Genomic DNA, 25,652 nt, shown 5'->3' on the forward strand with positions numbered 1-25,652 from the left:
TGGGGGGCAAACACCAAGATTACCAGCCGGCGCCTCGTGGACACGGTTCCGGAACGCGCCCTAGGCTGGCGCCATGAAGCTGACCAAATACACCCACGCCTGTGTCCGGCTCGAGAAGGAATCCGGGGTTTTGGTCCTGGACCCGGGTACCTTCTCCGAATCAGCCGAAGCCCTTGCCGGGGCCGACGCCATCCTGGTGACCCATGAGCACCAGGACCACCTGGACACCAAGGCCGTGGTGGAGGCCCTCACCAGCCACCAGGATCTGGCGCTGTACGCGCCCGGTTCCGTGGCCGGCCAGCTGCGCGGGGAAGCTCCTGGCGCCGCCGGGAGGATCCACACGGTTGACCCGGGGTCCTCGTTCCAGGTTGCAGGCTTCGAGATTCGCAGCTTCGGCGGACAGCATGCCCTCATCCACCCCCAGATCCCGATGGTGGCAAACATTGGCTACCTGGTGGACCGCAACGTCTACCACCCGGGAGATTCATTCATCATCCCGGACGGCCTTGGCGTGAAGACCCTTCTGGTGCCGCTGCACGCACCATGGAGCAAGTCCGCCGAGGTGGTGGACTTCGTCATCGGAGTGCGGGCACCGCAGGCGTTCCAGATCCACGACGGCCTGCTCAATGAGATCGGACTGGGCATTATTGAGAGCCATGTGCAGCGGATCGGTGCGAAGTATGGCACCGAATACCGGCACCTGGCTGCACGCGAGTCCGTGGAGGTCTAGTCCGCCGTCCACTCGCCGGTGTCGAGGAAGTGTGAGATCACGGCCTCGTAGGGCGCCGGATCCAGCCCCTGCAACGCCAGCCACTCCGGGTTGTAGTAGTTGCCCGCATAGCGCTCGCCGCCGTCGCACATCAACGACACAATGCTGCCCTGCCGGCCATCGGACAGCATCCGTGCCACCGTTTGCCAGACACCCCAAAGGTTGGTGCCGGTGGACGGGCCGGCGTGCAGGCCGGCGTAGGAGTCCAGGTGGCGCATGGCGCCGACGGACGCCGCGTCCGGCACCTGGACCATCCGGTCGATCACCGTGGGGACGAAGCTTGGCTCCATCCGCGCCCGGCCAATACCTTCGATGCGTGACGGCAATCCGGTGGGCTGTTCAGCCGTGTCCGCCAGCCAGCCGGGGTAGAAGGCCGAGTTTTCAGGGTCCACCACTAGGAGCCGGGTGGGATGGCTGTGGTATCGCAGGTAGCGGCCGATCGTGGCGCTGGTCCCGCCGGTCCCCGCACCCACCACGATCCAGTCCGGCACCGGATGCTGTTCCAGGCTGAGCTGGCCAAAGATCGACTCGGCAATGTTGTTGTTGCCGCGCCAGTCGGTGGCCCGCTCCGCATAGGTGAACTGGTCCATGTAGTGTCCGTTGCAGGTGGCCGCCACGTCCTCGGCCACGGCGTAGACATCCGAGGCGTTCTCCACCAGCAGGCACGCGCCGCCGAACTGTTCGATCAACGCGATCTTTTCCTGGCTGGTGGTACGGGCCATCACCGCGATGAAGGGCAGCCCCAGCAACCGGGCGAAGTAGGCCTCGGAAACGGCGGTGCTGCCGCTGGAGGCTTCCACGATGGTGGTGTCCTCGCGGATCCATCCGTTCACCAGTCCGAACAAGAAAAGGGACCGCGCCAGCCGGTGCTTGAGGCTGCCGGAGCGGTGGGTGGATTCGTCCTTGAGGTAGAGCTGGATGCCCCACTGCTCCGGCAGCGGCACCGCGTAGAGATGGGTGTCTGCCGACCGGTTGTTTTCCGCCCGGATGGTCCGGATGGCGTTGTCTGCCCAATCACGGTCTGCCCCGCTGCGGCGGCTGCCGCCCGTCTCTGCGCTGCCCTCGATCTTCACCGGACCAGCCTACCCGCGCGGGCGGCCGCGGCGCGCTTAGAGTGGGATCCGTCGGCAAGATCCACACACCAAGCCTGAGCCGCGGCCCGGATCCGCAGAAGGAGTGCACATGAACCCGCTGATGGATGTCACCCGCCTTGAGTCGCGGCGGGCCGCCGGCCACCGAACAGTCCTGCTGGATGTCCGCTGGGTGCTCGGAGACCCCCGCGGGCACGAGCATTACCTGCGGGAGCACCTGCCGGGAGCTGTCTTCGTTGATCTCGCCAATGAGCTTGCGGACCCGGCCATCCCGGACCGCGGGAGGCACCCGTTGCCTGGCTCCGGGCAGTTCCAGGAGGCGGCGCGGCGGTGGGGGATCCGAAACGGCGACGTCGTGGTCGCCTACGATGACAGCGCCAATATGGCGGCCGCCAGGCTCTGGTGGATGCTGCGCAACGCAGGGTTTGCCGAGGCATACCTGCTCGACGGCGGCCTGGCCGCCTGGCGAAAGGCCGGCCTGCCCCTTGAATCCGGCCCCGTCCAGCCCGTGCGCGGCGACGTTGACCTGGGCGGCGGCGGGATGCCGGTACTCGACGCCGGCGCTGCCGCCACCTGGTCCAGTCACGGGTTGTTGCTCGATGCGCGGGCGGGGGAGAGGTACCGGGGCGAGGTGGAACCCGTTGATCCGCGGGCCGGGCACATTCCAGGAGCGGTCAGCGCGCCCACGGCGGACAACGTGGACGATTCCGGGTACTTCCTGCCACCGGCAGAGCTGCGCCGGTGGTTTGAGTCCCTCGGGGCCGGCGGTGACCTGCCCATCGCCGTCTACTGCGGGTCCGGCGTCACAGCGGCCCACCAGGTGGCCGCGCTGGAACTGGCCGGCTTCACGGCTGCGCTCTATCCGGGGTCGTTCTCGGAATGGTCCAACCGCCCCGGCCTGCCGGTGGCAACCGGTCCGGAACCGGGAGGCCCCGGCGCCCCGGCTGGAAACTTCGCCGACGGCAAGGGTAGCGTCGAACCATGACACCTGGACGCCCTGTGCCGCCACCCCTCGCCCAACCCATTGCGACCGACGCCGGCCCGCGGCCGGCCGAGGACGGCGGACGGCTGGCCGCCGCCTTCGGCGCAACCTCCGGGGACAGCGGGCTCGTGCCCCTGACCGTGGCCCGGCGCACTCCCAAACCGGACGACGTCGAGATCGCCATTGAATTCTGCGGGCTCTGCCATTCGGATGTGCACGCCACCCGCGGAGAGTGGGGCACGCAGGCCTACCCACTGGTTCCCGGGCACGAGATCGTCGGAACGGTCAGCCGGATTGGTGCCGGTGTCACCGGCTTCGCCATCGGCGACCGCGTGGGCGTGGGCTGCATGGTGGACTCCTGCCGCGAATGCGAGAGTTGCCTGGACGGCCTGGAACAGTACTGCGAAAACGGGATGACCGGAACCTACGGTGCCAAGGACCGGCGGAACGGCGACGCGATCACCCAGGGCGGATACTCCTCCTCCATCGTGGTGGACCGGCGGTACGTCCTTCGGGTCCCCGCAACCCTGGACCCGGCCGCCGTCGCGCCACTGCTCTGCGCAGGCGTCACCACCTTCTCCCCGCTGCGGCACTTCGGTGTGGAGGAAGGCGACGTCGTGGGCGTAGTGGGCCTCGGCGGACTTGGCCACATGGCCGTTAAGCTCGCCAAGGCCATGGGCGCCACCGTGGTGGTGTTCACCACGTCCGAGGCGAAGACCGCCGCCGCCCTGGAACTGGGTGCGGACCGGGTTGTCCTGTCCCGGGACGACGCCGCAATGTCCGGTGCCGACCGGACCATCGACCTCATTATCGATACCGTTGCCGCCCCGCACGACCTGAACCCGTATTTCCGAACCCTGCGGGTCGACGGGGCGCTGTTCCAGCTGGGCCTGCCGTCCGAGGCCATGCCCCCGGTCAACCCGGGCTCACTGATCCGGCGCCGGATAGCCTACGCCGGATCGCTGATCGGCGGCATCGCCGAAACCCAGGAGATGCTGGACTTCTGCGCCGAGCACGGCGTGGTGGCCGACATCGAACTGGTGTCCGCCGGAGAACTCAATGACGCCTACGACCGTATGGTTGCGGGAGACGTAAAATACCGGTTCGTGCTGGATACCGGCACGTTGCAGCCAGCCGCCGAGGAGGCAGACGCATGAGCACCCTTTTCACCCGGATCCTGAACGGTGAGATCCCCGGCAGGTTCGTTTGGCGTGAAGCCGACGTGTCCGCATTCCTCACGACCGGACCGCTCGCCGATGGCCACACGCTGGTGGTTCCCACCAAGGAGGTGGACCGCTGGACGGACGCATCCCCGGAGACCCTGGCCCGCGTCATGGAGGTTGCCCGGCGCATCGGGGCCGTGCAAGTGGACATTTTCAACGCCCGGCGGGCCGGCCTGATCGTGGCCGGGTACGAGGTCAACCACCTGCACGTCCACGTATGGCCGTCCCGGAGCATGGCCGACTTCGACTTCGGTTCGGCAGACCAGAACCCGGACCCCGCTGTCCTGGACGCCAACGCGGAAAAACTCCGTAAAGGCCTCCGGGCGGCCGGCTACGGGGAGTTCGTCCCCGAAGGGTAGGTTCAGCCCCGGCGCGGCGTCATCGCGACCATGCCCGCATAGGTGAAGCCGCCGCCGAACCCGAACAGCAGGGTGGGGACATCCTCCGGAATCCGCCCGGCATGCCACCATTTGCTCAACCCCAGGGGCACACTGGCCGCGGAAGTGTTCCCGGACTCGGTGACATCGGTGATGACGATCCGGTCCGTCAGGCCGAGGGCTTCCGCGAGCGGTTCGATGATGCGCAGGTTGGCCTGGTGTGCTGCCAGGACCTGGATGTCGTCCATGGCCAGGCCGGCGCGGGCCACCACTTCGCGGGCGCGCTCCGGGGCCCTGGTCAAGGCCCACCGGAGGACCTCCCTGCCGTTCTGCGAGAACCTGCCCGTCGGCGGGGAGATCCGGACGGCGTCCGCCATGCCGGCCTCAGAACCCCAGACCACCGGCCCCACCCGCGGTGTGGCGGACGGGCGGACGACGGCGGCGCCCGCACCGTCGGCGGTCAGCACCGCCGTCGCGCGGTCCGTCCAGTCCGTGACCGCGGAAAGGGTTTCCGCCCCGACCACGATTGCGTGCGTGGCGCTTCCGGTACGGATGGCCTGGTCAGCCACGCCGAGGGCGTATTCGAAGCCGGAGCACGCGGTGTTGATGTCCATGATTCCCGGGCCGCGGCCGTCCCTGCCGAGGCCCAGTGCCTCCGCGATGCGGCCCGCGGTGTTCGGGGACCGCTCCGCCGCAGTGGTGGTGGCGACCACCACCAGGTCGATGTCGGAAGCGTCGACGCCGGAATCAGCGAGGGCCATGCGCGCAGCGGGAACCGCGAGGTCCACCACCGTTTCTCCCTCGGCCGCAATGTGCCGGGTCACGATGCCCGTACGCTGCCGAATCCACTCGTCGCTCGTGTCCATCATGCCTTCCAGTTCATGGTTGTCCATGACATGCGCCGGCTGGGCGTGGCCCAGGCCGGCGAGCTCTGTCCCGGCAGGACCCTGGGCAAGCGTGATCTTCATTGAGTTCCTCTTCTCTGGACGGGCGCTGTCAGGCCGGTGCGAGTGCCTTGTTGAGCACCGCGCGGATGCGTTTCTCGGACACCGAATACGCGGTTCCCAGCTCGACAGCGAACAGGCTCACCCGAAGCTCCTCGAGCATCCAGCGCACCTGGGTTAACTCCCGGCCGGCACGGCGGCCGGGGAGCAGCGCGGAGACGGCGTCGTCGTAGTCGTCTTCAAGCCGCTGGACCACGGCCATATTGACGGCGTCGCGCTGGACGTTCCCCGGCAGCCGCTCCAGCCGCTTTTCGATCGCGGCCAGATAGCGCGGCAGCTGGCTCAGCTGGGCGTAACCCGTGCGTGCTACAAAACCCGGGTAGACCAGCTGTTCCAGCTGGCTCCTGATGTCGTTCAACGCACTGATCAGGGCCAGGCTGGTGGTGCCCTTGAGCTGTTTTTCAATCCGTCGGGTGCTCGCCAGGATGCGTTCGACCACCGCGGTCACCGTGAACACGGTATCGATCAGTTCGGCGCGGACCACCTCATAGAGTGAATCGAAGGCTGTACGGTCCCAGGGGAGGTCCACCGGCGTGAGCTTGTCGATGGCCGCCAGCGCGCAGTCAGCGATCAGGGCGGAGACCGAACCGTGCGGGTTCTGGCTGAAGGTGAGCTTCTCCGTGTTGCTCAGGTGCTCCAGGACGTAGCGGTCCGGGGCCGGCACGCGCAGGGCCAGCAGCCTGATGACGCCGCCGCGCATCGCCTCAAGCTGTTCCTCAGGGGTTTGGAAGACGCGGAGGGAAACAGACTGGCCCTGGTCCACCAGTGCGGGGTAGCCGGTGACGGTGTGGCCTTTGACCATGCTGCTGACCTGGCGCTCGATCGCGCCGAAGCTCCACTCCGTCAGGCCGTCCCGCTCCACGAACCCGGCCGCGGCGTGCTGCCCTGGCGCTCCCGGGGCCTGCTGCCGGGCCGCCGGGCCGTCGTCGGACGCCTTGCCGCCCCGGCGCTGCCCCGGGCCCTTGCCGCCTGGCGCTGTGGACGCGGGAGTGGCGCCGAGCGATTCGGCGATGGCACGCCGCGTTGCCGGTGCCAGCTGCTCCTGCAAGCCGGCAAGGTCCTTGCCCTCGCCGAGGACCTTTCCCTTGCTGTCCACCACCTTGAAGCTGACGCGCAGGTGCGCGGGCACGGAATCCCAGTTCCAGGAACCGGGCGGGATGACCGCGCCGCGGAGGCGCCGCAGTGCCAGTTCCAGCGACGGCTCCAGCTCGTCGGAGGCGGGGTCGAAGTCCGCTTCGAGGAGCGCCACCGCCTGGCGGGCAACGTCAGGGGCCGGAACAAAATTCTTCCGGACCTGCTTGGGCAGCGACTTGATCAGGGCAGTCACCAGCTCCACCCGCTGGCCCGGGATGAGCCAGCGGAAGGGGGCATCGTCGAGCTGGTTCAGGAACAGGACAGGCACCTCGGCCGTGACGCCGTCGGAGGGGTCGGGCAACCCGCCCGGAGCCACCGGATGGAACTCGTACGTCAACGGGAGTTCGAAGCCCTTGTGCAGCCAGGTCTTCGGATAGGCGGACTCGTCCAGGTCCTCGGCGTCGTCACTGAGCAGCAGCGACTTGTCGTAGTCCAGCAGGTCCGGGTTATCGCGCCGGGCGTCCTTCCACCATTTGTCGAAATGGCGCTCGGACACCACATCGGACCCAATCCGGGCGTCATAGAAATCGAACAGGGTTTCATCGTCCACCATCAGGTCGCGGCGCCGCATGCGCGCCTCGAGTTCCTCAACCTCATGCAGCAGCGCCCGGTTGCGATGGAAGAACTTGTGGTGCGTGCGCCAGTCGCCCTCCACCAACGCGTGCCGGATGAACAGCTCCCTGGCCACCACCGGGTCAACGCGGCCGTAGTTGATCCGCCGCTGGGCGATGATGGGCACGCCGTAAAGGGTGACCTTTTCGTACGCCATGACGGCGCCCTGCTTGGTGGACCAATGCGGTTCGCTGTAGCTGCGCTTCACCAGGTCCGGCGCCACCTGCTCTGCCCACACCGGATCGAACTTCGCTGCCACCCTGGCCCACAGCCGGCTGGTCTCCACCAGCTCCGCTGCCATCACGAACGTGGGGGACTTCTTGAACAGCGCGGAGCCCGGGAAAATGGCGAACCTGCTGCCGCGGGCGCCGGCGTACTCGCGTTTGCGTTCGTCCAGGATTCCGATGTGGCTCAGGAGCCCGGAGAGCAGGCTGATGTGGATGCCGTCATGGTTCCCCACCGGATCCGTGAGGCGCTTGTTGTCCAGGGTGATGCCCAGCGGCCGGGCGAGCTGGCGCAGCTGGGCAAAGAGGTCCTGCCATTCACGGACCCGAAGGTAGTTGATGAATTCGGCGCGGCAGAGGCGGCGGAACGCCGACGACGACAGTTCCTGCTGCTTCTCCTGCAGGTAGTTCCAGAGGTTCAGGAAGCCGGTGAAGTCGGAATTCTCATCGCGGAAGCGGTTGTGCTTTTCCGCTGCCAGCTGCTGTTTGTCCGTGGGCCGCTCCCGCGGGTCCTGGATCGTGAGGGCGGCGGCCAGGACCATGACTTCGCGGACACAGCCGCGTTTCCCGGCCTCCACGATCATCCGGCCGAGGCGGGGGTCCACCGGCAGCTGGGCGAGTTTTTGCCCGACGGCGGTGAGGCCGCTGCCCCTGGCCCCGCCCTTGGCGCCGGCGTCCGGAGTGCCGGCCGCGCGCTGTGGCCCGGCCGGGGCCAGTGCGCCGAGTTCGCGCAGGAGGGTGACGCCGTCGTTGATGGCCCTGGTCTCCGGGGGCTCGACGAAAGGGAAGTCCTCCACGTCCTTGGGGCTCTTGGCCACGCCCATGGCCGTCATTTGCAGGATCACGGCAGCAAGGTTGGTCCGCAGGATCTCCGGATCCGTGAACTTTGGCCGCGACTCGAAGTCCTCCTCGGAGTAGAGGCGGATGGCGATGCCGTCGGACACGCGTCCGCACCGGCCGGAACGCTGGTTCGCTGACGCTTGCGAGACACGCTCGATGGGGAGGCGCTGGACCTTCGTGCGGTGCGAATAGCGGGAGATACGGGCGGTACCCGTATCCACCACGTACTTGATGCCTGGAACCGTCAGCGATGTTTCGGCCACGTTGGTGGCCAGGATGATCCGGCGCTTGCTGCCCGGGTGGAACACTTTGTGCTGCTCCTGCAGGCTCAGGCGGGCAAACAGGGGGAGGATCTCGGTGTTGGCCAGCCTGCGGTTGGCCTGGATGCGTGGCTGCAGCGCCTCCGCCGCGTCACGGATTTCACGCTCCCCGGAAAAGAACACCAGGATGTCCCCGGGAGCCTCCGCCGCGAGTTCGTCGACGGCGTCGCAGACGGCGTCCAGGGGATCCCGGTCTTCCTCAAGTTCGTCGTCCGAGGCGTCGTCCTCATCGGATTTCGGCTGCGACAGCGGACGGTAACGGACTTCCACGGGGTATGTGCGGCCGGAGACTTCGATGATGGGAGCCGGTGTGTCCGGACTGCCGAAGTGGTTGGCAAACCGTTCGGGATCGATGGTGGCCGAGGTGATGATGACCTTCAGGTCCGGCCGTTGCGGAAGGATCCGCTTGAGGTAGCCCAGGATGAAGTCGATGTTCAGGCTTCGCTCGTGGGCCTCATCAATGATGATGGTGCTGTACTTGCGCAGCAGCTTGTCGCGCTGGATCTCGGCGAGCAGGATGCCGTCGGTCATCAGCTTGACCTTGGTGTCCTTGCTGACTTCGCCGGTGAACCGCACCTGGAAGCCGACTTCCTGGCCGATCTCCACGCCCAGTTCCTCTGCGATGCGCTCGGCCACGGTGCGCGCGGCCAGCCGGCGGGGCTGCGTGTGCCCGATCAGGCCCTTCTCGCCCAACCCCAGTTCCAGGCACATCTTGGGGATCTGGGTGGTTTTTCCGGAGCCGGTCTCGCCGGCGATGATGGTCACCTGGTTGGCGGCGATCGCTGCCATCAGGTCCTCGCGGCGCTCGGAAACCGGCAGCTCGGCGGGATAGGAAATATGAAAAGTCATGGCTGCAGACAGTCTACTGCTGCGTGGGGGAGCGATCGGCAGGGGCCGGCCCGAAGCCCGGCGGTCAGGTGGGCTCTTCGGGACTGTCCGGGGCACGTGCCCCGGCACCGGACTCCTCCGCCGCGGCCCGTGCTGTGTCCACCAGGATCCGCCAGGGACCGGTGAGGGCCTGTTCCGGAAGAGCCGCCTTGCGCCGGCCGGCAGTGATGGCGTAGACGAAGCGGTCCGGCTGCGGCGACTCGATGGCGGCTGCCGCCCGCCTGGTGCTGGGAACGCTATCCCACGGGCAGGCCTCCAGGAGAGGCTGCCATTGGCTGAGGTCACTGTCCGTCCGGGCGTCGACGGTCCACACCCTGGTGACGGCCGCAAGCCCGCCGCTGCGCTCCACCTTGATCTTCATTGCAGGCCCCCGGGCTTTCGGACATTCCGGCGGCCGGAGGCCGGCACGCCGGAACACTGGCTAAACCTTGACCCTCACAGTTTCCCACGCGCCGCGGACGGCGTCATGTTCCTTGGTACCGGCGCCGAACAGGTCCACGGCAGCGCGCAACGTGGCACGGGCAAAGACGGTGAACGTGGCCGCTGCCGGCAGCGTGCCGTTGGTCAGTGTCTCGTACCAGATCCGGCCGGGCGCCTCCCAGGCGTTGCCCCCGAGCGCGCTGGCCAGCAGGTAGAAGGCGCGGTTCGGGATGCCGGAGTTGATGTGGACGCCACCGTTGTCAGCGCTGGTCCGGACGTAGGAATCCATCGAGTCCGGCTGCGGATCCTTGCCGAGCACGTCGTCGTCGTACGCTGTTCCGGGCGCCTTCATGGAGCGGAGCGCTGCCCCCTGCACCTGGGGCGTAAAGAGGCCTTCGCCGATCAGCCAGCTTGCCTCGGCGGCCGGCTGTTTCCTGACGAACTGTTCAACGAGCGCGCCGAAGACGTCGGACATCGATTCGTTCAGGGCGCCCGCCTGGTTTCGGTAAGCGAGCCCGGCAGAGTACTGGGTGACGCCGTGGGCAAGCTCGTGCCCGATGACGCTAACGGATTTGGTGAAGCGTTCGAAGACCTCGCCGTCGCCGTCACCGAAGACCATCTGGCTGCCGTTCCAAAAGGCATTGTCGTAAAGCTTGCCAAAATGCACCGTGGCATCGAGCTTCATTCCGCGGCCGTCCACCGAGTCCCGTCCGAAGGCCTCGGCATACAGGCGGTGCGTATGGCCCAGCCCGTCATAGGCTTCGTCCGCTGCGGCGTCGCCGGAAGGAGCGGCACCTTCAGCGCGGACCAAGGTGCCGGGCAGTGTTTCGGTACCTCCGGCGTCGTAAATGCTGCGCGTCACCGGTTCCGGCGGTGCCTGGCGCAAACCGGCCGTCACGGCGGCCGCCCCCTGGGCGCGTGCAGCCTGGAACGATTCGACGTGCCCCAGGGCCTTCCTGGCGGCGCTCGCCGCGGCGGAGTATTGCGGGGCGGGCTGCCGGGCCAGCCGCCGCAACAGATAGGGCGGAACGATGGAACAGAACGGAACATGCATGGCGTACCCCCTCAGTCAGGTCTTTTCAGGCTACGAGCGGGCACTGACAATCGGCGGCAGGCACGGCACTCGGACCTGATGGGCCGCGCCGGCGTCCGGAAGCCCGGCCGTTGGGTACGGTAGGCGCATGGCGCAAACCGAAAAGCGGTCCAAGTCCAGTTCCACGCTGCTGACGGTCATCATCGCGTTCGCGGCCAATATCCTTGTGGCGGCGGCTAAGTCGGTGGCTGCCGTCCTGTCCGGATCGGCCTCGATGGCCGCCGAGGCAGCGCATTCCTGGGCGGACACCGGAAACCAGGTATTCCTGTTCTTCGCGGAGCGGCGGTCCGCCCGGCCCCGCGACAAGGGCCATCCCATGGGCTACGGGCGGGAAGCCTACGTGTGGTCGATGTTCGCAGCATTTGGGCTTTTCACGGCCGGCGCAGTGGTTTCCATCATGCACGGCATCCAGGAGATTATTCAGCCCGAGCCTGCGGCAGACTTCATGGTGGCTTACGTGGTCCTGGCCGTCGCCTTCGTTTTTGAGGGGATTTCCTTCATCCAGGCCTTCCGGGAAACCCGGAAGGCGGCCCAGGAGCTGGAACGGCACACCCTGGAGCAGGTCCTCATCAGCTCCGACCCCACCCTGCGGGCCGTCTTCGCGGAGGATGCTGCCGCGTTGATCGGACTCGTCGTGGCCTTTATCGGCGTGCTCCTGCACCAGGTCACCGGCTCGCCGCTGCCCGATGCCATCGGTTCGATCGTCGTGGGGGTGCTGCTCGCCGTCGTCGCCGTCCTGTTGATCGACCGCAACCGGCGCTTCCTGGTGGGCCAAGGCGTCACCCCGGACATCGAACGGTCCATGGCACGGCGGATGCTGGAGCACCAGGACATCGCCAGGCTCACGTACCTGCACCTTGAGTTCGTCGGGCCCCGGAAGCTGTACCTTGTTGCCGCCGTGGACTTGCAAGGCGACCACCCTGAGCACGAAGTGGCGGTGGCCCTGCGCCGGATCGAGCGCGAACTGGAGGACCACGAAACGGTGGAGGAAGCCGTGCTGACCCTGGCCACGCCGGATGAGGCCGCACTGCATTTCTAACGCGGCGAAAACCAAAAACCCCGCCGCTTCACTGAAGCGGCGGGGTTTTCCTGTGGTGCCCTCGATAGGATTCGAACCTACGACCTTCTGCTCCGGAGGCAGACGCTCTATCCCCTGAGCTACGAGGGCAATCCGGATTTCCTGCCGTTGCCGGCGGGACGTCCTAGAGCTTAGCAGGAAGGTGGCCCGCAAGGGAAAACCGTCCCTGGCGGCACGCTTTGGGCAGGCGGCGGCGCCTCTTCAGTAGCCGGCGAAGGAGTCGGTGTGGACGCGGCGCGCGCCCGCCCGGCGGGCACCGCGGCGCAGTGCGGCAACGCTCGCCGGGGAGCCGGACACGTAGACCTCCCGGCCGGCGATATCCGGCACCAGCGCGGCCAGCATCCCTGCGTCCAGCCTTTGACCCGGCGTGTCGGTGCCGGCACCCGCCACGGCCGCACCTTCGGGCCCGGGGAATGCGGGAGCCAGTCCCGACGGCGGCCCGGAACCATCCGCCACCCGCACCAGCACCCGGATGCCCGAGTTGCGGAGCTCGTCCGCATACGCCACCTCGTCCGCGCTCCGGGCCAGCAGCAGGAGCACGGCATCCCGGTCCCGCAGTCCTCCGGCGGACAGATGCGATACGAACGGGGTGATACCGATGCCCGCCGCGACCAGGAGCACGGGCCGGTGGGGGTCGCGGGGAAGGACGAAATCGCCGCCTACGGACGTAGCCGTGACTTCATCGCCCGGGCGCAGGTCCAACAACGCCTTCTTGGCCCCGGACAGCGGCCCGGCCGTCCGCACCCCGAACCGGATTAACCGGTCGCGCGGAGAACCCGTCAGGCTGAACACCCGGCGCCGGCCTTTGCCGTCACGCTTCCCGTGCGGAAGATCCAGTTCCATGTATTGCCCGGGCACGAACCGGACCGGCCGGGACGGTTCGAACGAGAACTCCGTAGTGCTGGGAGTGAGCGGCCGGGTGCCCGCGAGCCGCAGCTTCACCGCGCCGCGCTGGCCCGCCAGGAAGGCCAGGAGGTTGCCGGCCAGGAGGGCCGCTTCCGGCGAATTCGCAAAAAATCCCAGGTTGTAGGGGACGGCAAACAGTATTCCCACCACGGCGGCCAGGGACAGTTGCTGCCAACGCCGCGGAGGCAGGGTCAAGGGTTCGGTGAGCATGAAACTCACGAAGAACAGCACCGGCCGCTGGGCCAGGGCCTGGTAGGCGCCCATGCCGGCCGTCATGCCCGCGCGGAGCAGTTCACCGGTGATGACCGCGGTGGACACCACGGTGAATACCGATGCCATCAGCACCTTGCGGGTCCGGTAGAGGACCAGCAGCACGCCAGGAACCACCAGCCACAGCATGGCGGGAGTGGCGGCCCACCAGGTGGCGATGTTAAGTCCGGTGAGCCCGGTGACGAAAGCACCTGCCGCGGCGGGATTGAAGATGTGCCGGCCCTGCCATGCCAAGGCATATTTCGACGCCGACGCCAGCACGCATGCCAGCGCCACCCCCGCGAGATCCATCGGTTGCAGGGACGGCCAGAACAGGAAATACAAGAGGAGCCCCGTAATCAGCGAAGACTCCGAATGGGGGTTCACCCGGAAGACCGCTGCCAGTCCACGGTTGGTGGCATAGGTCAGTACCAGGCACAGGGCCAGGTGTGCCAGCATCTCCGGAATGCCGAACGTCAACCAGCCCAGCACGTCAAGCAGCAGGCTGTAGGCGGCAAGGGCGGCCAGGACCAGCAGGATCAGCCGGTACATGGTGAGCTTGCCCACGGCAGAGCCCACCCGGCCGGCCAGGGAGGGAAGCGGGCCTGCTTGCGGTGTTTCCACGGGGTTCATGAGAACAGTGTCCCTTCGAAGGCGGCTGAATAGGCTGCGCTGCCGTCGGAAAAGACAGTCAGCCAGGAAAACTCGAACTCCTCCTGGAGCGTGCCGCCGGGAACGAAGAAAAGCGCAGTCGCCAGGGCGTCGGCCAGCACCGCGGTGTCCGCCACTGCCCAGGTGGCGACGGCGGTCCGGACCGGCTGTCCGGTTGTTCCGTCGAGCACGTGGTGCAGTCCGTCGCCCCAGGCACGCCGGTTGGCCGCGGAAGCACACAGGGCCCGCCCGGCCAGCTCCACGACGCCGATGGCCTGGGCCGCGTTGTAGGGGTGTTCGAGGGCAACACTGACGGCGTCCGGGCCGCGCACCAGCAGGTCGCCGCTGGCATCAATGATGAAGGATCCGGTGCCTGCGCCCTCCAGTTCGGCGGCGAGCAGGTCCACCAGCAAACCCTTGCCGGCGGCGCCTATGTCCAGTACCACCGGCTCACTGGTTGTCAGGCTGGTCCCGGACCAGTTGAGCACCGACTCCCAGGCGGGCGCGGGGAGTGGCGGACCTGCCGGCTGGAGCGAGTAGGCGGGATCGTAACCCAGCCGTTCCAGGCTGCCGCCGATCAGCGGCGTCATGGCGCCACCGGTCAAACCGTACAGGGTGGAATACAAAGGGCCGAGCGCTGCGGCCTCGTCGGGAAACCGGTAACGCCCCGGTGCGCGTGCCATCGCCGCCACCAGCGAGTCGGCCCTGAACCTGGACCACGCGGCGTCGAACCTTTCAATGCGGTCCAGGAGGCTCTCCCGCAGCGCCGCCGTCAAGGGCAGGGGAGTGGAGATCTCCCAGTCGGTGCCGATCCCCTGGAACGCAAAGCCCTCCCAGTCCGTGCCGGTCACCGCCTACTGCGCCTCCGACTTGATCTTGCCCACGGCCTGGTTGAAGCCTCCGCTGGTCAGGGAGGAGCCGGCAACCTTGGAAACGTTGAGCTCGTCGAGGTTCTTGCCCACCACCTGCGCCGCGATGCCGCCGGCGAACTCGCCCTGGAACTTGCGGGTATTCGGGTTGGACGGGTGTTGGGTGATCTGCACATCGGTGACTTTTCCCGAGGCCAGGGTCAACTGCACGCCGACCGTCTCCGTGCCATTGGGGGAAACGTAGTTGCCGTCCGCGCTGTAGGTGCCGTCCTTGTAGCTGCCACCGCTGCCGGCCAAGGCGGTGGAGCCGCCCGATGGTGCGCCGGAGGTGTTTCCTGCGGCGCCGTTGGTGGCCGCCGGGGCTTCCGCCGCCGAGGGTGCACAGCCCGCCACGGCTCCGGCCAGTGACAAGCCGGCAATTCCGGCGTAGAGGGTCCGGCGGAGGGCGCCGCCCGCTGCCGGGGGCCCTGCGGTTACTGACGGGTTTGTGCGGGTGGAGGGTCTCATGAAGGCTCTCGTTTCACTCGGAGGTCATGCCGTGCGGCAGTGGCTACCCTCTGGACAACGCCGGATCTGCCCGAAAGGTTCACCGGTGGGCTCCGGCCGGCGTTAAATTCTTTGCTGTCACTGGCCCCCGGTAGGCTAGGGGTGTGACTCCCGAAGAACTTTCCCTCGCCATATCCGCCTGCCTCAAGGACGCCGTCGCCGCCGGCGAAATCGCCCTTGCGGAATCAGCAATTCCCGCTGAGGTGCGCGTGGAGCGACCCAAGAACAGGGACCACGGCGACTGGGCCACCAACATAGCCCTCCAGCTCGCCAAGCCGGCAGGGACCAACCCGCGGGAATTCGCTGCCATCCTCAGTACCCGGCTGAAGTCCATCAACGGTGTTTCCGCTGTGGACATCGCCGGCCCGGGCTTCCTGAACATCACCGTTGACGCCGCGGCGGCTGGTGCCCTGGCCAAGGCCATCGTCGAGGCCGGCCGGAGCTACGGCACGAACACCGCGCTCGCCGGGCACACCGTCAACATGGAGTTCGTCTCCGCCAATCCCACCGGGCCGCTGCACATCGGCCACACCCGCTGGGCAGCGCTCGGGGATGCCATCGCGCGCGTGCTGCGGGCTTCCGGGGCCGATGTCACGGCCGAGTATTACATCAACGACGCCGGGTCGCAGATGAACACCTTCGCCCATTCCGTCTACAACCGGCTGCACGGCCTTCCGGTGCCCGACGGCGGCTACCCCGGGCAGTACATCGCCGATCTCGGCCACGAGGTCCTCGCCGCGCACCCGGACATCCGCGAACTCACCGAGGTGGCTGCGCTGCCCGTCATCCGCGCCGCGGCCTACGAAGCCCAGATGAAGGACATCAAAGCCACGCTGGCGGACTTCGGCGTCGAGTTCGACGTCTTCTTTTCCGAGCAGGAACTGCACGACGCCGGCGCGATCGAGAGTGCCGTGGCGCGCCTGCGCGAACAGGGACATGTTTTCGACGACGGCGGTGCGGTGTGGCTGCGGACCACGGACTTTGGCGATGACAAGGACCGGGTGATGGTCCGTGCCAACGGCGAGCCCACCTATTTCGCCGCCGACGCCGCCTACTACCTGTCCAAGAAGGACCGCGGCTTCACCGAGAAGATCTACCTGCTCGGTGCCGACCACCACGGGTACATCAACCGGCTCAAGGCGATTGCCGCGGCCGCGGGCGACGATCCCGAGGTGAACATCGAGGTCCTGATCGGCCAGCTGGTCTCCGTCAACGGAGCCAAACTGTCCAAGCGCGCGGGCAACATCATCGAGCTCAAAGACTTGATCGAATGGCTCGGCAAGGACGCGGTCCGCTACTCGCTGGCCCGGTTCCCGGCCGATTCACCGCTGACACTGGACCCCGAGCTGCTCAAGAAGCACAGCAACGAGAACCCGGTGTTCTACGTCCAGTACGCCCACGCACGTTCCCGCGGCGCCGCGCGCAATGCGGTGGCCGCCGGCGTGGAACGCCAGGTGGACAGCCGCGACAGCTTCGAGGCCTCGCTGCTGGACCACGCCACGGAAAACGAACTGCTTTCCTACCTGGGCAGCTACCCGTCCATCGTGGCGAAGGCCGCGGAACTGCGTGAACCGCACCGAGTGGCACGGCACCTCGAAGCCATCGCCGGGGCCTACCACCGGTGGTATGACGCGTGCCGGATTGCGCCCATGGGCGACGAACCGGTCACCGACCTCAACCGCACGCGGCTGTGGCTCAACGACGCCACCAGCCAGGTGCTCGCCAACGGACTTGACCTGCTGGGCGTTTCGGCGCCGGAACGGATGTGAGCACCGTGACGGTATCCGCAACCACCGCATCCCCGCTCGCCCCCGAATGGCTGCAGGTCCCGGCCGACCTGAACGCGCTCCACGAACCCATGTGGGCCGGCAGCGTGGTCCGGAACGCCGCCGGCGCCCTCACCGTGGGGGGAGTGGACGTCCACGCCCTGAAGGAGCAGTTCGGGACGCCGCTGTTCGTCATGGACGAGGCCGACTTCCGCTCCCGCGCCCGGGCCTTCAAGGACTCCTTCGACGCCGCCTTTGCCGATATCTGTGGCGGCGTGGACGTCTACTACGCAGGGAAGTCCTTCCTTTGCACCGCAGTGGTGAAGTGGGTCGAGGAGGAAGGACTGCGCCTGGATACTGCCTCCGGCGGTGAACTGGCGGTGGCAGCACGCGCCGGAATTCCCGGCGAACGGGTGGCACTGCACGGCAACAACAAATCCGACGCCGAGATCCACCGGGCGCTGGACATGAAGCTCGGCCGCATCGTGGTGGACAGCCTGGACGAGCTGGTCCGCGTCGGGGCCATCGCGCAGGCCCGCGGCGAACAGGCCAAGGTCATGCTCCGGCTGACGCCCGGCGTGCACGCCCACACGCACGAGTTCATCGCCACCGCGCATGAGGACCAGAAGTTCGGCCTCTCGATGGCAGCGGACACCACCGCGGAAGCAGGCGTGTCCGCAGCCGAAGAAGCAGTTGCCGCGGCGTCAGCACACCCCGGCATCGAGTTACTGGGCCTGCACTGCCACATCGGGTCGCAGATCTTCGAACCCGACGGCTTCGCGCTGGCTGCCGAAAAACTGCTCCGCTTCCTGGCAGCCATGCAGGAGAAATACTCGATCACCATGCCGGAACTCGACCTCGGGGGCGGCTACGGGATCGCCTACACGCCGGTGGACACCCCCCGCCCCGCAGCGGAGATCGCGACGGCGATGGCCGCCGTCGTGCGTTCCACCTGCGCCGAGCTCGGCATTGACGCGCCGCGCATCTCGATCGAACCCGGCCGCGCCATCGTGGGCAGCACCACCTTCACCCTGTACGAGGTGGGTACGCTCAAGACCGTTCGCGTGGACGCTCCCTCCGGGGCCGACAGTGACGGCGGCAACAACGTTACGTATCCGCGCCGGTATGTTTCGGTGGACGGCGGCATGAGCGATAACGCCCGCCCGGTGCTGTACGACGCGGATTATTCGGCTGTCCTGGCCTCCCGCACCTCCGGCGCAGCCCCGCAGTTGTCCCGCGTGGTGGGCAAACATTGCGAGAGCGGCGACATAGTTGTTAGAGATGTATATCTGCCCGGGGACGTGGCAGCCGGTGATCTGCTTGCCGTACCGGGGACCGGCGCCTACTGCTGGGCCCTCTCGAGCAACTACAACTATCTGGCCCGGCCGGGCGTTGTCGCGGTGCGCGACGGATCTGCCCGGCTGATTGTCCGCGGGGAAACCGAAGAAGATCTTTTGAACCGCGACATGGGAGCCTGAATGACGGAAATGCGAACCCTGAAAGTGGCCCTGCTCGGCTGTGGCAACGTAGGGGCCCAGGTTGCGCGGATCCTGCTCGAGGACGCCGACGCCCTTGCCGCCCGTGCCGGGGCGCGCCTTCAGCTCAGCGGGATCGCCGTGCGCAACGTCAACGGCCACCGCGATGTCGAACTGCCCCAGGAACTCTTCACCACCGACGCCGGGACCCTGGTTAAGGACGCGGACCTGGTGATTGAACTGATGGGCGGCATCGAACCGGCGCGCACCCTGATCCTCTCGGCGCTGCAGAACGGTGCCTGCGTGGTCACCGGCAACAAGGCACTCCTCGCGCAGGATGGCCCCACGCTCTACGAAGAGGCAGACAAAGCCGGCGTCCAGCTCTCCTATGAAGCCGCCGTCGCCGGAGCCATCCCGATCCTCCGCCCCATCCGCGACAGCCTCTCCGGCGACCGGATCACCCGGGTGCTGGGCATCGTCAACGGCACCACCAACTTCATCCTCGACCAGATGGATTCAACAGGTGCCCAGTTCGCGGACGCCCTCGCCGAAGCCCAGCGCCTCGGCTACGCCGAAGCGGACCCCACCGCCGACGTCGAAGGGCACGACGCCGCGGCGAAGGCTGCCATCCTGGCGTCACTGTCGTTCCACACCCGGTTCGCGCTGGAGAACGTCCACTGCGAAGGGATTTCCGCCGTCACGGCCTCTGACATCGCCGCGGCCAAAGACGCCGGCTTCGTCATCAAGCTGCTGGCCATCGCGGAGAAACTGACCGGTGCCGACGGCAAGGAAGGCGTGTCCGTCCGGGTCCACCCCACCCTGCTGCCGCGCGAGCACCCGCTGGCGGCCGTGCGCGGCGCCTTCAACGCCGTCTTCATCGAGGCCGAAAACGCCGGCGAGCTGATGTTCTACGGCCAGGGCGCCGGCGGTACTCCCACCGCGTCCGCCGTGATGGGAGACCTCGTTTCCGCCGCACGGCGACTGGTCCTGGGCGGACCGCAGCGCACCGAGACCACCACCGGCCACGTCCCGGCGCTGCCCATCGAGGCGGCAACCACCAGCTACTACATCGGCTTGGACGTCGCCGACCAGCCCGGCGTGCTGGCCCGGATCGCCCAGCTCTTTGCCGAGCACGGCGTGTCCATCGAAATCATGCGGCAAACCATCCACCGCGACGCCGAATCCAACGTGGAGTCGGCCGAGCTTCGGATCGTCACCCACCGCGCGTCAGAGGCTGCCCTCGCAGCCACCGTCGAGGCCGTGAAGGGCCTGGACGTCATCAATTCAGTTACATCCGTTCTGCGGGTAGAAGGAGTCTAAGTGGCTCACCAATGGCGCGGCGTCATCCGCGAATACGCTGACCGTCTGCCCGTGACGGAGTCCACCAGGGTCATCACCCTGGGCGAGGGCGGCACCCCGCTGGTGCACGCGCAGAAGCTCTCCGAACTCACCGGCTCCCAGGTCTACCTGAAGGTGGAGGGGATGAACCCCACCGGATCCTTCAAGGACCGTGGCATGACCATGGCCATGACGGCCGCAGTGGCTTCCGGCGCCAAGGCTGTGGTGTGCGCCTCCACCGGCAACACCTCCGCTTCCGCTGCCGCCTACGCCACCGCCGCCGGGCTGAAGTGCGCCGTCCTGGTGCCCGAAGGCAAGATCTCCATGGGCAAGCTCAGCCAGGCCATCGCGCACGGCGCCACCCTGCTGCAGGTCGACGGCAACTTCGACAACTGCCTGGACATCGCCCGCAAGCTGGGGGAGTCCTACCCCGTCTTCCTGGTCAACTCCGTCAACCCTGCCCGCATCCAAGGCCAGAAGACCGGCGCCTTCGAAGTGGTGGACGCCCTGGGCGACGCCCCGGACATCCACGTCCTGCCAGTGGGCAACGCCGGCAACATCACCGCCTATTGGAAGGGCTACAAGGAGTACTCCGCACCGTTTGAGTCGGAGACCGCCGGGACGCTGCCCGCCGTCTCCACCAAGACGCCTGCCATGTGGGGCTTCCAGGCCGCCGGAGCCGCACCCTTCGTCGCCGGACATCCGATCACCGAGCCGGACACCATCGCCACCGCCATCCGCATCGGCAACCCCGCATCCTGGGACGGTGCCGTCGGCGCACGCGACGAGTCCGGCGGACTCATCGACGCCGTCACGGACGAAGAAATCCTGCACGCCCACCGCTGGCTGTCGGCCAAGGAAGGCGTCTTCGTCGAGCCCGGCTCCGCAGCCGGCGTGGCCGGCCTGCTCAAGAAGCACGCCGCAGGCGAAGTCCCCGGCGGGAAGACCATCGTCATCACCGTCACCGGGCACGGGCTCAAGGACCCGCAGTGGGCCCTTCGCACCGAGGACGGCAGCGACGTGCAGCCGGTCAAGGTGCCTAACGACGTCGTCACCGTAGCCGCTGAGCTGGGACTGGAAGAGCAGTAGCCTTGGACGCCACCTCGCAGGCCGCCGTCGGGCTGCACCTCATTGAGCCGGGCCAGCGCGTCACCGTCCGTGTCCCCGCGACGTCGGCCAACCTGGGCCCCGGCTACGACAGCCTGGGGCTTGCCCTGGCCCTGCACGACACCCTCACCGTGGAAAGCCTGGATACCGACGAACTCCTGTTCGAGCTCCGCGGCGAGGGTGCCGACACGCTGCCCCGCGATGCCAGCCACCTGGTCATCCGCGCCATGGACGCAGCGTTCGAGCGGCTGGGTTACCGCCACGGCGGCCTGAAGGTGACCGCCGAGAACGTCAACCCGCACGGGCGTGGGCTCGGTTCCTCCGCCTCTGCCGTGGTGGCCGCCGTCTCTGCCGCCAACGCCATGGTGCCTGCCGGCAGCCGGCGCGGAAAGGACTGGATCCTCCAGCTCACCAGCGAACTGGAGGGCCACCCGGACAACGTCGCACCCGCCATATTCGGCGGACTGGCGCTGTCATGGCAGGACAGTGAGCAGTACAGCAGCACCAGCGCCACCGTGGCCGGGGACGTCATTCCCATCGTCGCCGTGCCGGACTTCGAACTCTCCACGGAGGCCGCCCGGGCCCTGCTCCCGGCCTCCGTGGGACACCACGCCGCCGCAATGAATTCCGGCCGTGCAGCGCTGCTGATCCATGCGCTCACCCAAAAACCCGAATTCCTGTTGCCGGGCACCGAAGACTACCTGCACCAGAGCTACCGCGCAGAGGCCATGCGGCCCAGCGCGGCGCTGATCGGCGCCCTGCGCAAAGCGGGCTATGCCGCGGTTGTTTCAGGCGCCGGCCCCACCGTCCTGGTGCTGGCGAACGGCGGCGCCCAGGCAGGGGATGCCCTGGCCTTCATTGAGTCCTTCACCGCAACCAACACGCCGGATATCGGCTGGCGCGTACTGAAGCTCGCAGTGGACGTTGAAGGTGCTAAGGTGGACATGCACCGGCGGTAATTCCGCCTATCTGATCTGCTCGTGCATTCAGTTGCTGTTTTGATCTACCGACTGTGAATGTATTCCGGTGCCACCTGCTTGGTCTGTCGCAGGAAAATGCAGCATCCAACTGCCCCTGAACCGTCAGCCCGGCGTTGCTCCAAGAGTGCAGCGCAAGGTGAATCAGTATCCGGCCCTGCTGGCCGAAATCCAACCGGCAAGGCCGAAAAATCCCGGCTGCAGATCTGAACTGCAGCCCAGATCAAATCATCGCGTCCAGCTCCTCGTCTGGACGCCGTCGAGGGGGAAGGATCCTTCGTGACCGAAACCACTGAGCTGTCACCAGCTGTGGACCACACAACTTCTGCTGCCGAATCATCGGCTGCACCCGCCAAGAGCAGCGGCCTTGCAGGCCTGAAGCTCGCCCAGCTGCAGGCCCTCGCCAGCCAGCTCGGTATTTCCGGCGGCTCCCGCATGCGCAAGGGGGACCTGGTCTCGGCCATTTCCGCCCACCGTGCCGGAACCCTCACCGCCAAGGTTCCTGCCAAGGCAACCGTCAAGGCACCGGAGAGCGTTGAGGCCCCGGCTGCAGCAGCCGCCCCGGCGGCTTCGGAAGCTCCCGCCGCAGAGGCCCCCGCCGCAGAAGGCAGCCGAGCCCGTGGTCGCGGCCGCAGCCGCCGTGCGGTCAGCGACGGCGTGGTTGCCCCGGCAGCCGCGGCTCCCGTCGTCGAAACCACTGCTGCCCCGGCCGCCGAAGCGCCGTCTGCGGTGTCCGCAGAAGCCACCGAGGGCACGGAAGGCGCCTCGGAGCGCCGCCAGCCCCGCACCCGCAACCGCCGCCGCAGCGAGGCCGCTGCAGCCTCCGTCCAGGAGGCTCCGGTGGAAACCCCGGCAGAGCAGCCGGCCACGGAGCAGCGGGCAGGCGACCAGCGCAGCGAAGCCCCCGCAGCCGACTCCGGCGACGCCGGCCAGCGCACCGAGCGCCGTGACGGCGGCCGCACCCGCGGCGGCCGCGACACCACCTCCCGGGACTCCGACGGCGGCCGGGACAACGCCGGCAGCCGCGACGCCGGCCAGCGTGACGGCAACCGCGACAACGACGACACCGACGGCGGCAGCCGCCGGAACCGCCGGAACCGCCGCGACCGGAATGACCGCAACGACCGCTCCGGCGGCCAGGACCGCGACAACTCGCGCAACGACCGCTTCCGCGACCGCAACGACCGCCGCCGCGGGCGCAACCAGGGACCGGACGTCGACGACGTCGAGGTCACCGAGGACGACGTCCTGCTTCCGGTCGCCGGCATCCTGGACGTCCTGGAGAACTACGCATTCATCCGCACGTCCGGCTACCTGCCCGGCCCCAACGACGTCTATGTCTCGCTCGCCCAGGTCAAGAAGTACAACCTGCGCAAGGGTGACGCCGTCGTCGGCGCCATCCGCGCCCCCCGCGAAGGCGAAGACCGCAACCAGCAGTCCAACCGCCAGAAGTTCAACGCCCTGGTCCGCGTCACCTCGGTCAACGGCAAGACCGCCGAAGAACTCAAGGACCGCGTCGAGTTCGCCAAGCTGGTGCCGCTCTACCCGTCCGAGCGACTGCGCCTCGAGACCGACCCCAAGAAAATCGGTCCCCGCGTCATCGACCTCGTTGCCCCGATCGGCAAGGGCCAGCGCGGCCTGATCGTCTCCCCGCCCAAGGCCGGAAAGACGCTCATCCTGCAGTCCATCGCCAACGCCATCACCACCAACAACCCTGAGGTCCACCTCATGATGGTGCTCGTTGACGAACGTCCTGAAGAAGTGACGGATATGCAGCGCACCGTCAAGGGCGAGGTCATCGCTTCCACCTTTGACCGTCCCGCCGACGACCACACCACCGTGGCCGAGCTCTCCATCGAACGCGCCAAGCGCCTCGTGGAAATGGGCATGGACGTGGTTGTCCTCCTGGACTCCATGACCCGCCTGGGCCGTGCCTACAACCTGGCAGCACCGGCCTCCGGCCGCATCCTGTCCGGTGGTGTCGACTCCGCCGCCCTCTACCCGCCCAAGCGCTTCTTCGGCGCCGCCCGCAACATCGAAAACGGCGGCTCGCTCACCATCCTGGCCACCGCCCTCGTGGAGACCGGATCCAAGATGGACGAGGTCATCTTCGAAGAGTTCAAGGGCACCGGCAACATGGAACTGCGCCTGTCCCGCCAGCTGGCAGACAAGCGCATCTTCCCCGCCGTAGACGTGAACGCCTCCGGCACGCGGCGTGAGGAGAACTTGCTCTCGGCCGAAGAAGTGAAGATCATGTGGAAGCTGCGCCGCGTCCTCTCCGGACTCGAAACCCAGCAGAGCCTTGAACTGCTCACCAACAAGATCCGGGAAACCCAGAGCAACGTTGAGTTCCTCATGCAGGTCCAGAAGACGACGCTTGGTGCGAAGTCGGATAACGACAAGTAGCTGAGTTTAGGGGCGGGCGCTGGTGCGTTCGTGCGGTGGGTGCCGCGCGGATGTTCCGCCCCCGCCCCTTCGCGTTGCAGTTGACGTACTGCGTACGTCAACTGCAACGCTCCGACAGGCCCGATGCCACTCCCGGGGCGGAACATCCGCGCGGCAGTTGCGGGCTCGCTCACCATGGCGCGCCGCTTCCTGTGCCTGATTTAAGATGGGCACAGAACGAAAGGTTTTGAAATATGTTTGAGTCCGTACAGGGCCTGCTTGATGAGCATGACGCTATCCAGGCGCAGCTGGGGGATCCTGCTGTTTACGCTGACCAGCGGCTTGCCCGGAAGCTGGGGCGGCGGTCGGCTCAGCTTAATGGCATCGTGGAGGCTTACCACCGGTGGGAGGGGCTCAGGGACGATCTCGCCGCTGCCAAGGAAATGGCTGCCGAGGACCCCGAATTCGCTGCCGAGGTGCCGGAACTGGAAGCCTCGCTCGAGACCGCTGCCGCCAAGCTGCGGCGCCTCCTGATTCCGCGCGACCCCGACGACGCCCGCAACGTGATCCTTGAAGTCAAGGGCGGCGAAGGCGGCGATGAGGCCGCCCTGTTCGCCGGCGACCTGCTGCGCATGTACACCCGGTACGCCGAATCCCGCGGCTGGAAGACCGAAATCATCTCCGCCACGGAATCCGACCTTGGCGGGTACAAGGACGTCCAGGTTGCGGTCAAGGGCAACTCCAACGACCCCGCCGAGGGCGTCTACGCCCGGCTCAAGTTCGAGGGCGGCGTGCACCGCGTCCAGCGCGTGCCCGTCACCGAATCCCAGGGCCGCATCCACACCTCTGCTGCCGGCGTGCTGGTCCTGCCCGAGGTTGATGAGCCCGAAGAGCTGGAGATCAACCAGAACGACCTCAAGATCGACGTCTACCGGTCCTCCGGTCCCGGCGGCCAGTCCGTCAACACCACGGACTCGGCCGTCCGCATCACGCACCTTCCCACCGGCATCGTGGTGGCCATGCAGAACGAGAAGTCCCAGCTGCAAAACCGCGAAGCCGGCATGCGCGTGCTCCGCGCGCGTATCCTGGCGCACCAGCAGGAGCAGATCGACGCCGAGAACTCGGCCCAGCGCAAGTCGCAGATCCGCACCATGGACCGCTCCGAGCGCATCCGCACGTACAACTACCCGGAAAACCGGATCGCGGACCACCGCACCGGCTACAAGGCGTACAACCTGGACCAGGTGATGAATGGCGACCTGGAACCGGTCATCCAGTCCGCCATCGAGATGGACGAGCAGGCGCGTCTGGACGCCATCGGCGACTGA

At 67.4% G+C, this 25,652-nt stretch carries 20 protein-coding genes and 1 tRNA gene; 12 read left to right on the forward strand and 9 right to left on the reverse strand.

Going from position 1 to position 25,652, the window contains the following annotated elements; translation table 11 throughout:
- Nucleotides 1-73 precede the first annotated feature (73 nt).
- Nucleotides 74-730, forward strand: coding sequence for an MBL fold metallo-hydrolase (locus QRM95_RS09505; RefSeq protein ID WP_285247536.1), 657 nt, complete (start codon nt 74-76; stop codon nt 728-730).
- Here QRM95_RS09505 and QRM95_RS09510 read toward each other — a convergent pair.
- Entirely contained in the window at nt 727-1,842 is a 1,116-nt protein-coding gene (locus tag QRM95_RS09510; protein ID WP_285247537.1) for a PLP-dependent cysteine synthase family protein, read from the reverse strand. The genes QRM95_RS09505 and QRM95_RS09510 overlap by 4 nt on opposite strands.
- Before the next feature lie 109 nt (nt 1,843-1,951).
- Here QRM95_RS09510 and QRM95_RS09515 point away from each other — a divergent pair, with 109 nt between their 5' ends.
- Genes QRM95_RS09515 through QRM95_RS09525 form a run of 3 tightly spaced genes read left to right on the forward strand, consistent with a single transcriptional unit; the run spans nt 1,952 to nt 4,424 of the window.
- Nucleotides 1,952-2,845, forward strand: coding sequence for a sulfurtransferase (locus QRM95_RS09515; protein WP_285247538.1), 894 nt, complete (start codon nt 1,952-1,954; stop codon nt 2,843-2,845).
- Entirely contained in the window at nt 2,842-3,999 is a 1,158-nt protein-coding gene (locus tag QRM95_RS09520; protein WP_285247539.1) for an NAD(P)-dependent alcohol dehydrogenase, read from the forward strand. Before QRM95_RS09515 ends, QRM95_RS09520 begins: the two co-directional genes overlap by 4 nt.
- The gene (locus tag QRM95_RS09525) at nt 3,996-4,424 is read left to right on the forward strand and encodes an HIT family protein (RefSeq protein WP_285247540.1); all 429 of its coding nucleotides are present in this window, start codon (nt 3,996-3,998) and stop codon (nt 4,422-4,424) included. The genes QRM95_RS09520 and QRM95_RS09525 overlap by 4 nt, the downstream gene beginning before the upstream one ends.
- 2 nt (nt 4,425-4,426) lie before the next feature.
- Here the strand turns inward: QRM95_RS09525 and QRM95_RS09530 are convergent, their stop codons facing one another.
- The 4 genes from QRM95_RS09530 to QRM95_RS09545 all read right to left on the reverse strand — a co-directional run bounded on the left by QRM95_RS09530 (nt 4,427) and on the right by QRM95_RS09545 (nt 10,938).
- Complete coding sequence (locus tag QRM95_RS09530; protein ID WP_285247541.1) at nt 4,427-5,410, reverse strand: beta-ketoacyl-ACP synthase III; 984 nt, start codon at nt 5,408-5,410, stop codon at nt 4,427-4,429.
- A gap of 28 nt (nt 5,411-5,438) precedes the next feature.
- Nucleotides 5,439-9,425 (reverse strand): ATP-dependent RNA helicase HrpA, encoded by a 3,987-nt coding sequence (gene hrpA, locus QRM95_RS09535; RefSeq protein ID WP_285247542.1) that lies wholly within the window; start codon nt 9,423-9,425, stop codon nt 5,439-5,441.
- Nucleotides 9,426-9,489: 64 nt separating this feature from the next.
- The gene (locus tag QRM95_RS09540; protein WP_285247543.1) at nt 9,490-9,825 is read right to left on the reverse strand and encodes a protealysin inhibitor emfourin; all 336 of its coding nucleotides are present in this window, start codon (nt 9,823-9,825) and stop codon (nt 9,490-9,492) included.
- A 60-nt stretch (nt 9,826-9,885) separates the two neighbouring features.
- Nucleotides 9,886-10,938 carry a M4 family metallopeptidase gene (locus QRM95_RS09545; protein ID WP_285247544.1) on the reverse strand — a complete coding sequence of 351 codons (1,053 nt, stop codon included), beginning with the start codon at nt 10,936-10,938 and terminating at the stop codon, nt 9,886-9,888.
- Between the two features lie 127 nt (nt 10,939-11,065).
- Here QRM95_RS09545 and QRM95_RS09550 point away from each other — a divergent pair, with 127 nt between their 5' ends.
- Nucleotides 11,066-12,016: a cation diffusion facilitator family transporter gene (locus QRM95_RS09550; RefSeq protein WP_285247545.1), complete on the forward strand. Its 951-nt coding sequence runs from the start codon at nt 11,066-11,068 to the stop codon at nt 12,014-12,016.
- Nucleotides 12,017-12,069: 53 nt separating this feature from the next.
- Here the strand turns inward: QRM95_RS09550 and QRM95_RS09555 are convergent.
- The 4 genes from QRM95_RS09555 to QRM95_RS09570 form a co-directional block, all read right to left on the reverse strand.
- Nucleotides 12,070-12,145 (reverse strand) — tRNA-Arg (locus tag QRM95_RS09555).
- Between the two features lie 111 nt (nt 12,146-12,256).
- Entirely contained in the window at nt 12,257-13,843 is a 1,587-nt protein-coding gene (locus QRM95_RS09560) for a ferredoxin--NADP reductase (protein WP_285247546.1), read from the reverse strand.
- Nucleotides 13,840-14,712, reverse strand: coding sequence for an FAD:protein FMN transferase (locus QRM95_RS09565; RefSeq protein ID WP_285247547.1), 873 nt, complete (start codon nt 14,710-14,712; stop codon nt 13,840-13,842). Before QRM95_RS09565 ends, QRM95_RS09560 begins: the two co-directional genes overlap by 4 nt.
- Nucleotides 14,713-14,715: 3 nt before the next feature.
- Entirely contained in the window at nt 14,716-15,237 is a 522-nt protein-coding gene (locus tag QRM95_RS09570) for an FMN-binding protein (RefSeq protein WP_285247548.1), read from the reverse strand.
- 143 nt (nt 15,238-15,380) lie between these two features.
- On the opposite strand from QRM95_RS09570, the gene argS reads away from it, so the two are divergent.
- The 7 genes from argS to prfA all read left to right on the forward strand — a co-directional run bounded on the left by argS (nt 15,381) and on the right by prfA (nt 25,652).
- Nucleotides 15,381-17,045, forward strand: coding sequence for an arginine--tRNA ligase (argS, locus tag QRM95_RS09575; protein WP_285247549.1), 1,665 nt, complete (start codon nt 15,381-15,383; stop codon nt 17,043-17,045).
- The gene (gene lysA / locus QRM95_RS09580; RefSeq protein WP_502934954.1) at nt 17,042-18,520 is read left to right on the forward strand and encodes a diaminopimelate decarboxylase; all 1,479 of its coding nucleotides are present in this window, start codon (nt 17,042-17,044) and stop codon (nt 18,518-18,520) included. Before argS ends, lysA begins: the two co-directional genes overlap by 4 nt.
- Nucleotides 18,521-19,837 carry a homoserine dehydrogenase gene (locus QRM95_RS09585; protein WP_018760135.1) on the forward strand — a complete coding sequence of 439 codons (1,317 nt, stop codon included), beginning with the start codon at nt 18,521-18,523 and terminating at the stop codon, nt 19,835-19,837.
- Nucleotides 19,838-20,944, forward strand: a complete 1,107-nt coding sequence (gene thrC, locus QRM95_RS09590; protein ID WP_285247551.1) for a threonine synthase — start codon at nt 19,838-19,840, stop codon at nt 20,942-20,944.
- 2 nt (nt 20,945-20,946) lie between these two features.
- Complete coding sequence (gene thrB, locus QRM95_RS09595; RefSeq protein WP_285247552.1) at nt 20,947-21,921, forward strand: homoserine kinase; 975 nt, start codon at nt 20,947-20,949, stop codon at nt 21,919-21,921.
- A 297-nt stretch (nt 21,922-22,218) separates the two neighbouring features.
- Nucleotides 22,219-24,345 (forward strand): transcription termination factor Rho, encoded by a 2,127-nt coding sequence (rho, locus tag QRM95_RS09600; RefSeq protein WP_285247553.1) that lies wholly within the window; start codon nt 22,219-22,221, stop codon nt 24,343-24,345.
- Between the two features lie 233 nt (nt 24,346-24,578).
- A complete protein-coding gene (gene prfA, locus QRM95_RS09605; RefSeq protein ID WP_018760131.1) occupies nt 24,579-25,652 on the forward strand; it encodes a peptide chain release factor 1 in 1,074 nt (357 codons plus the stop codon).

Source organism: Pseudarthrobacter sp. efr-133-R2A-89 (assembly GCF_030209315.1).
Lineage (GTDB): Bacteria > Actinomycetota > Actinomycetes > Actinomycetales > Micrococcaceae > Arthrobacter.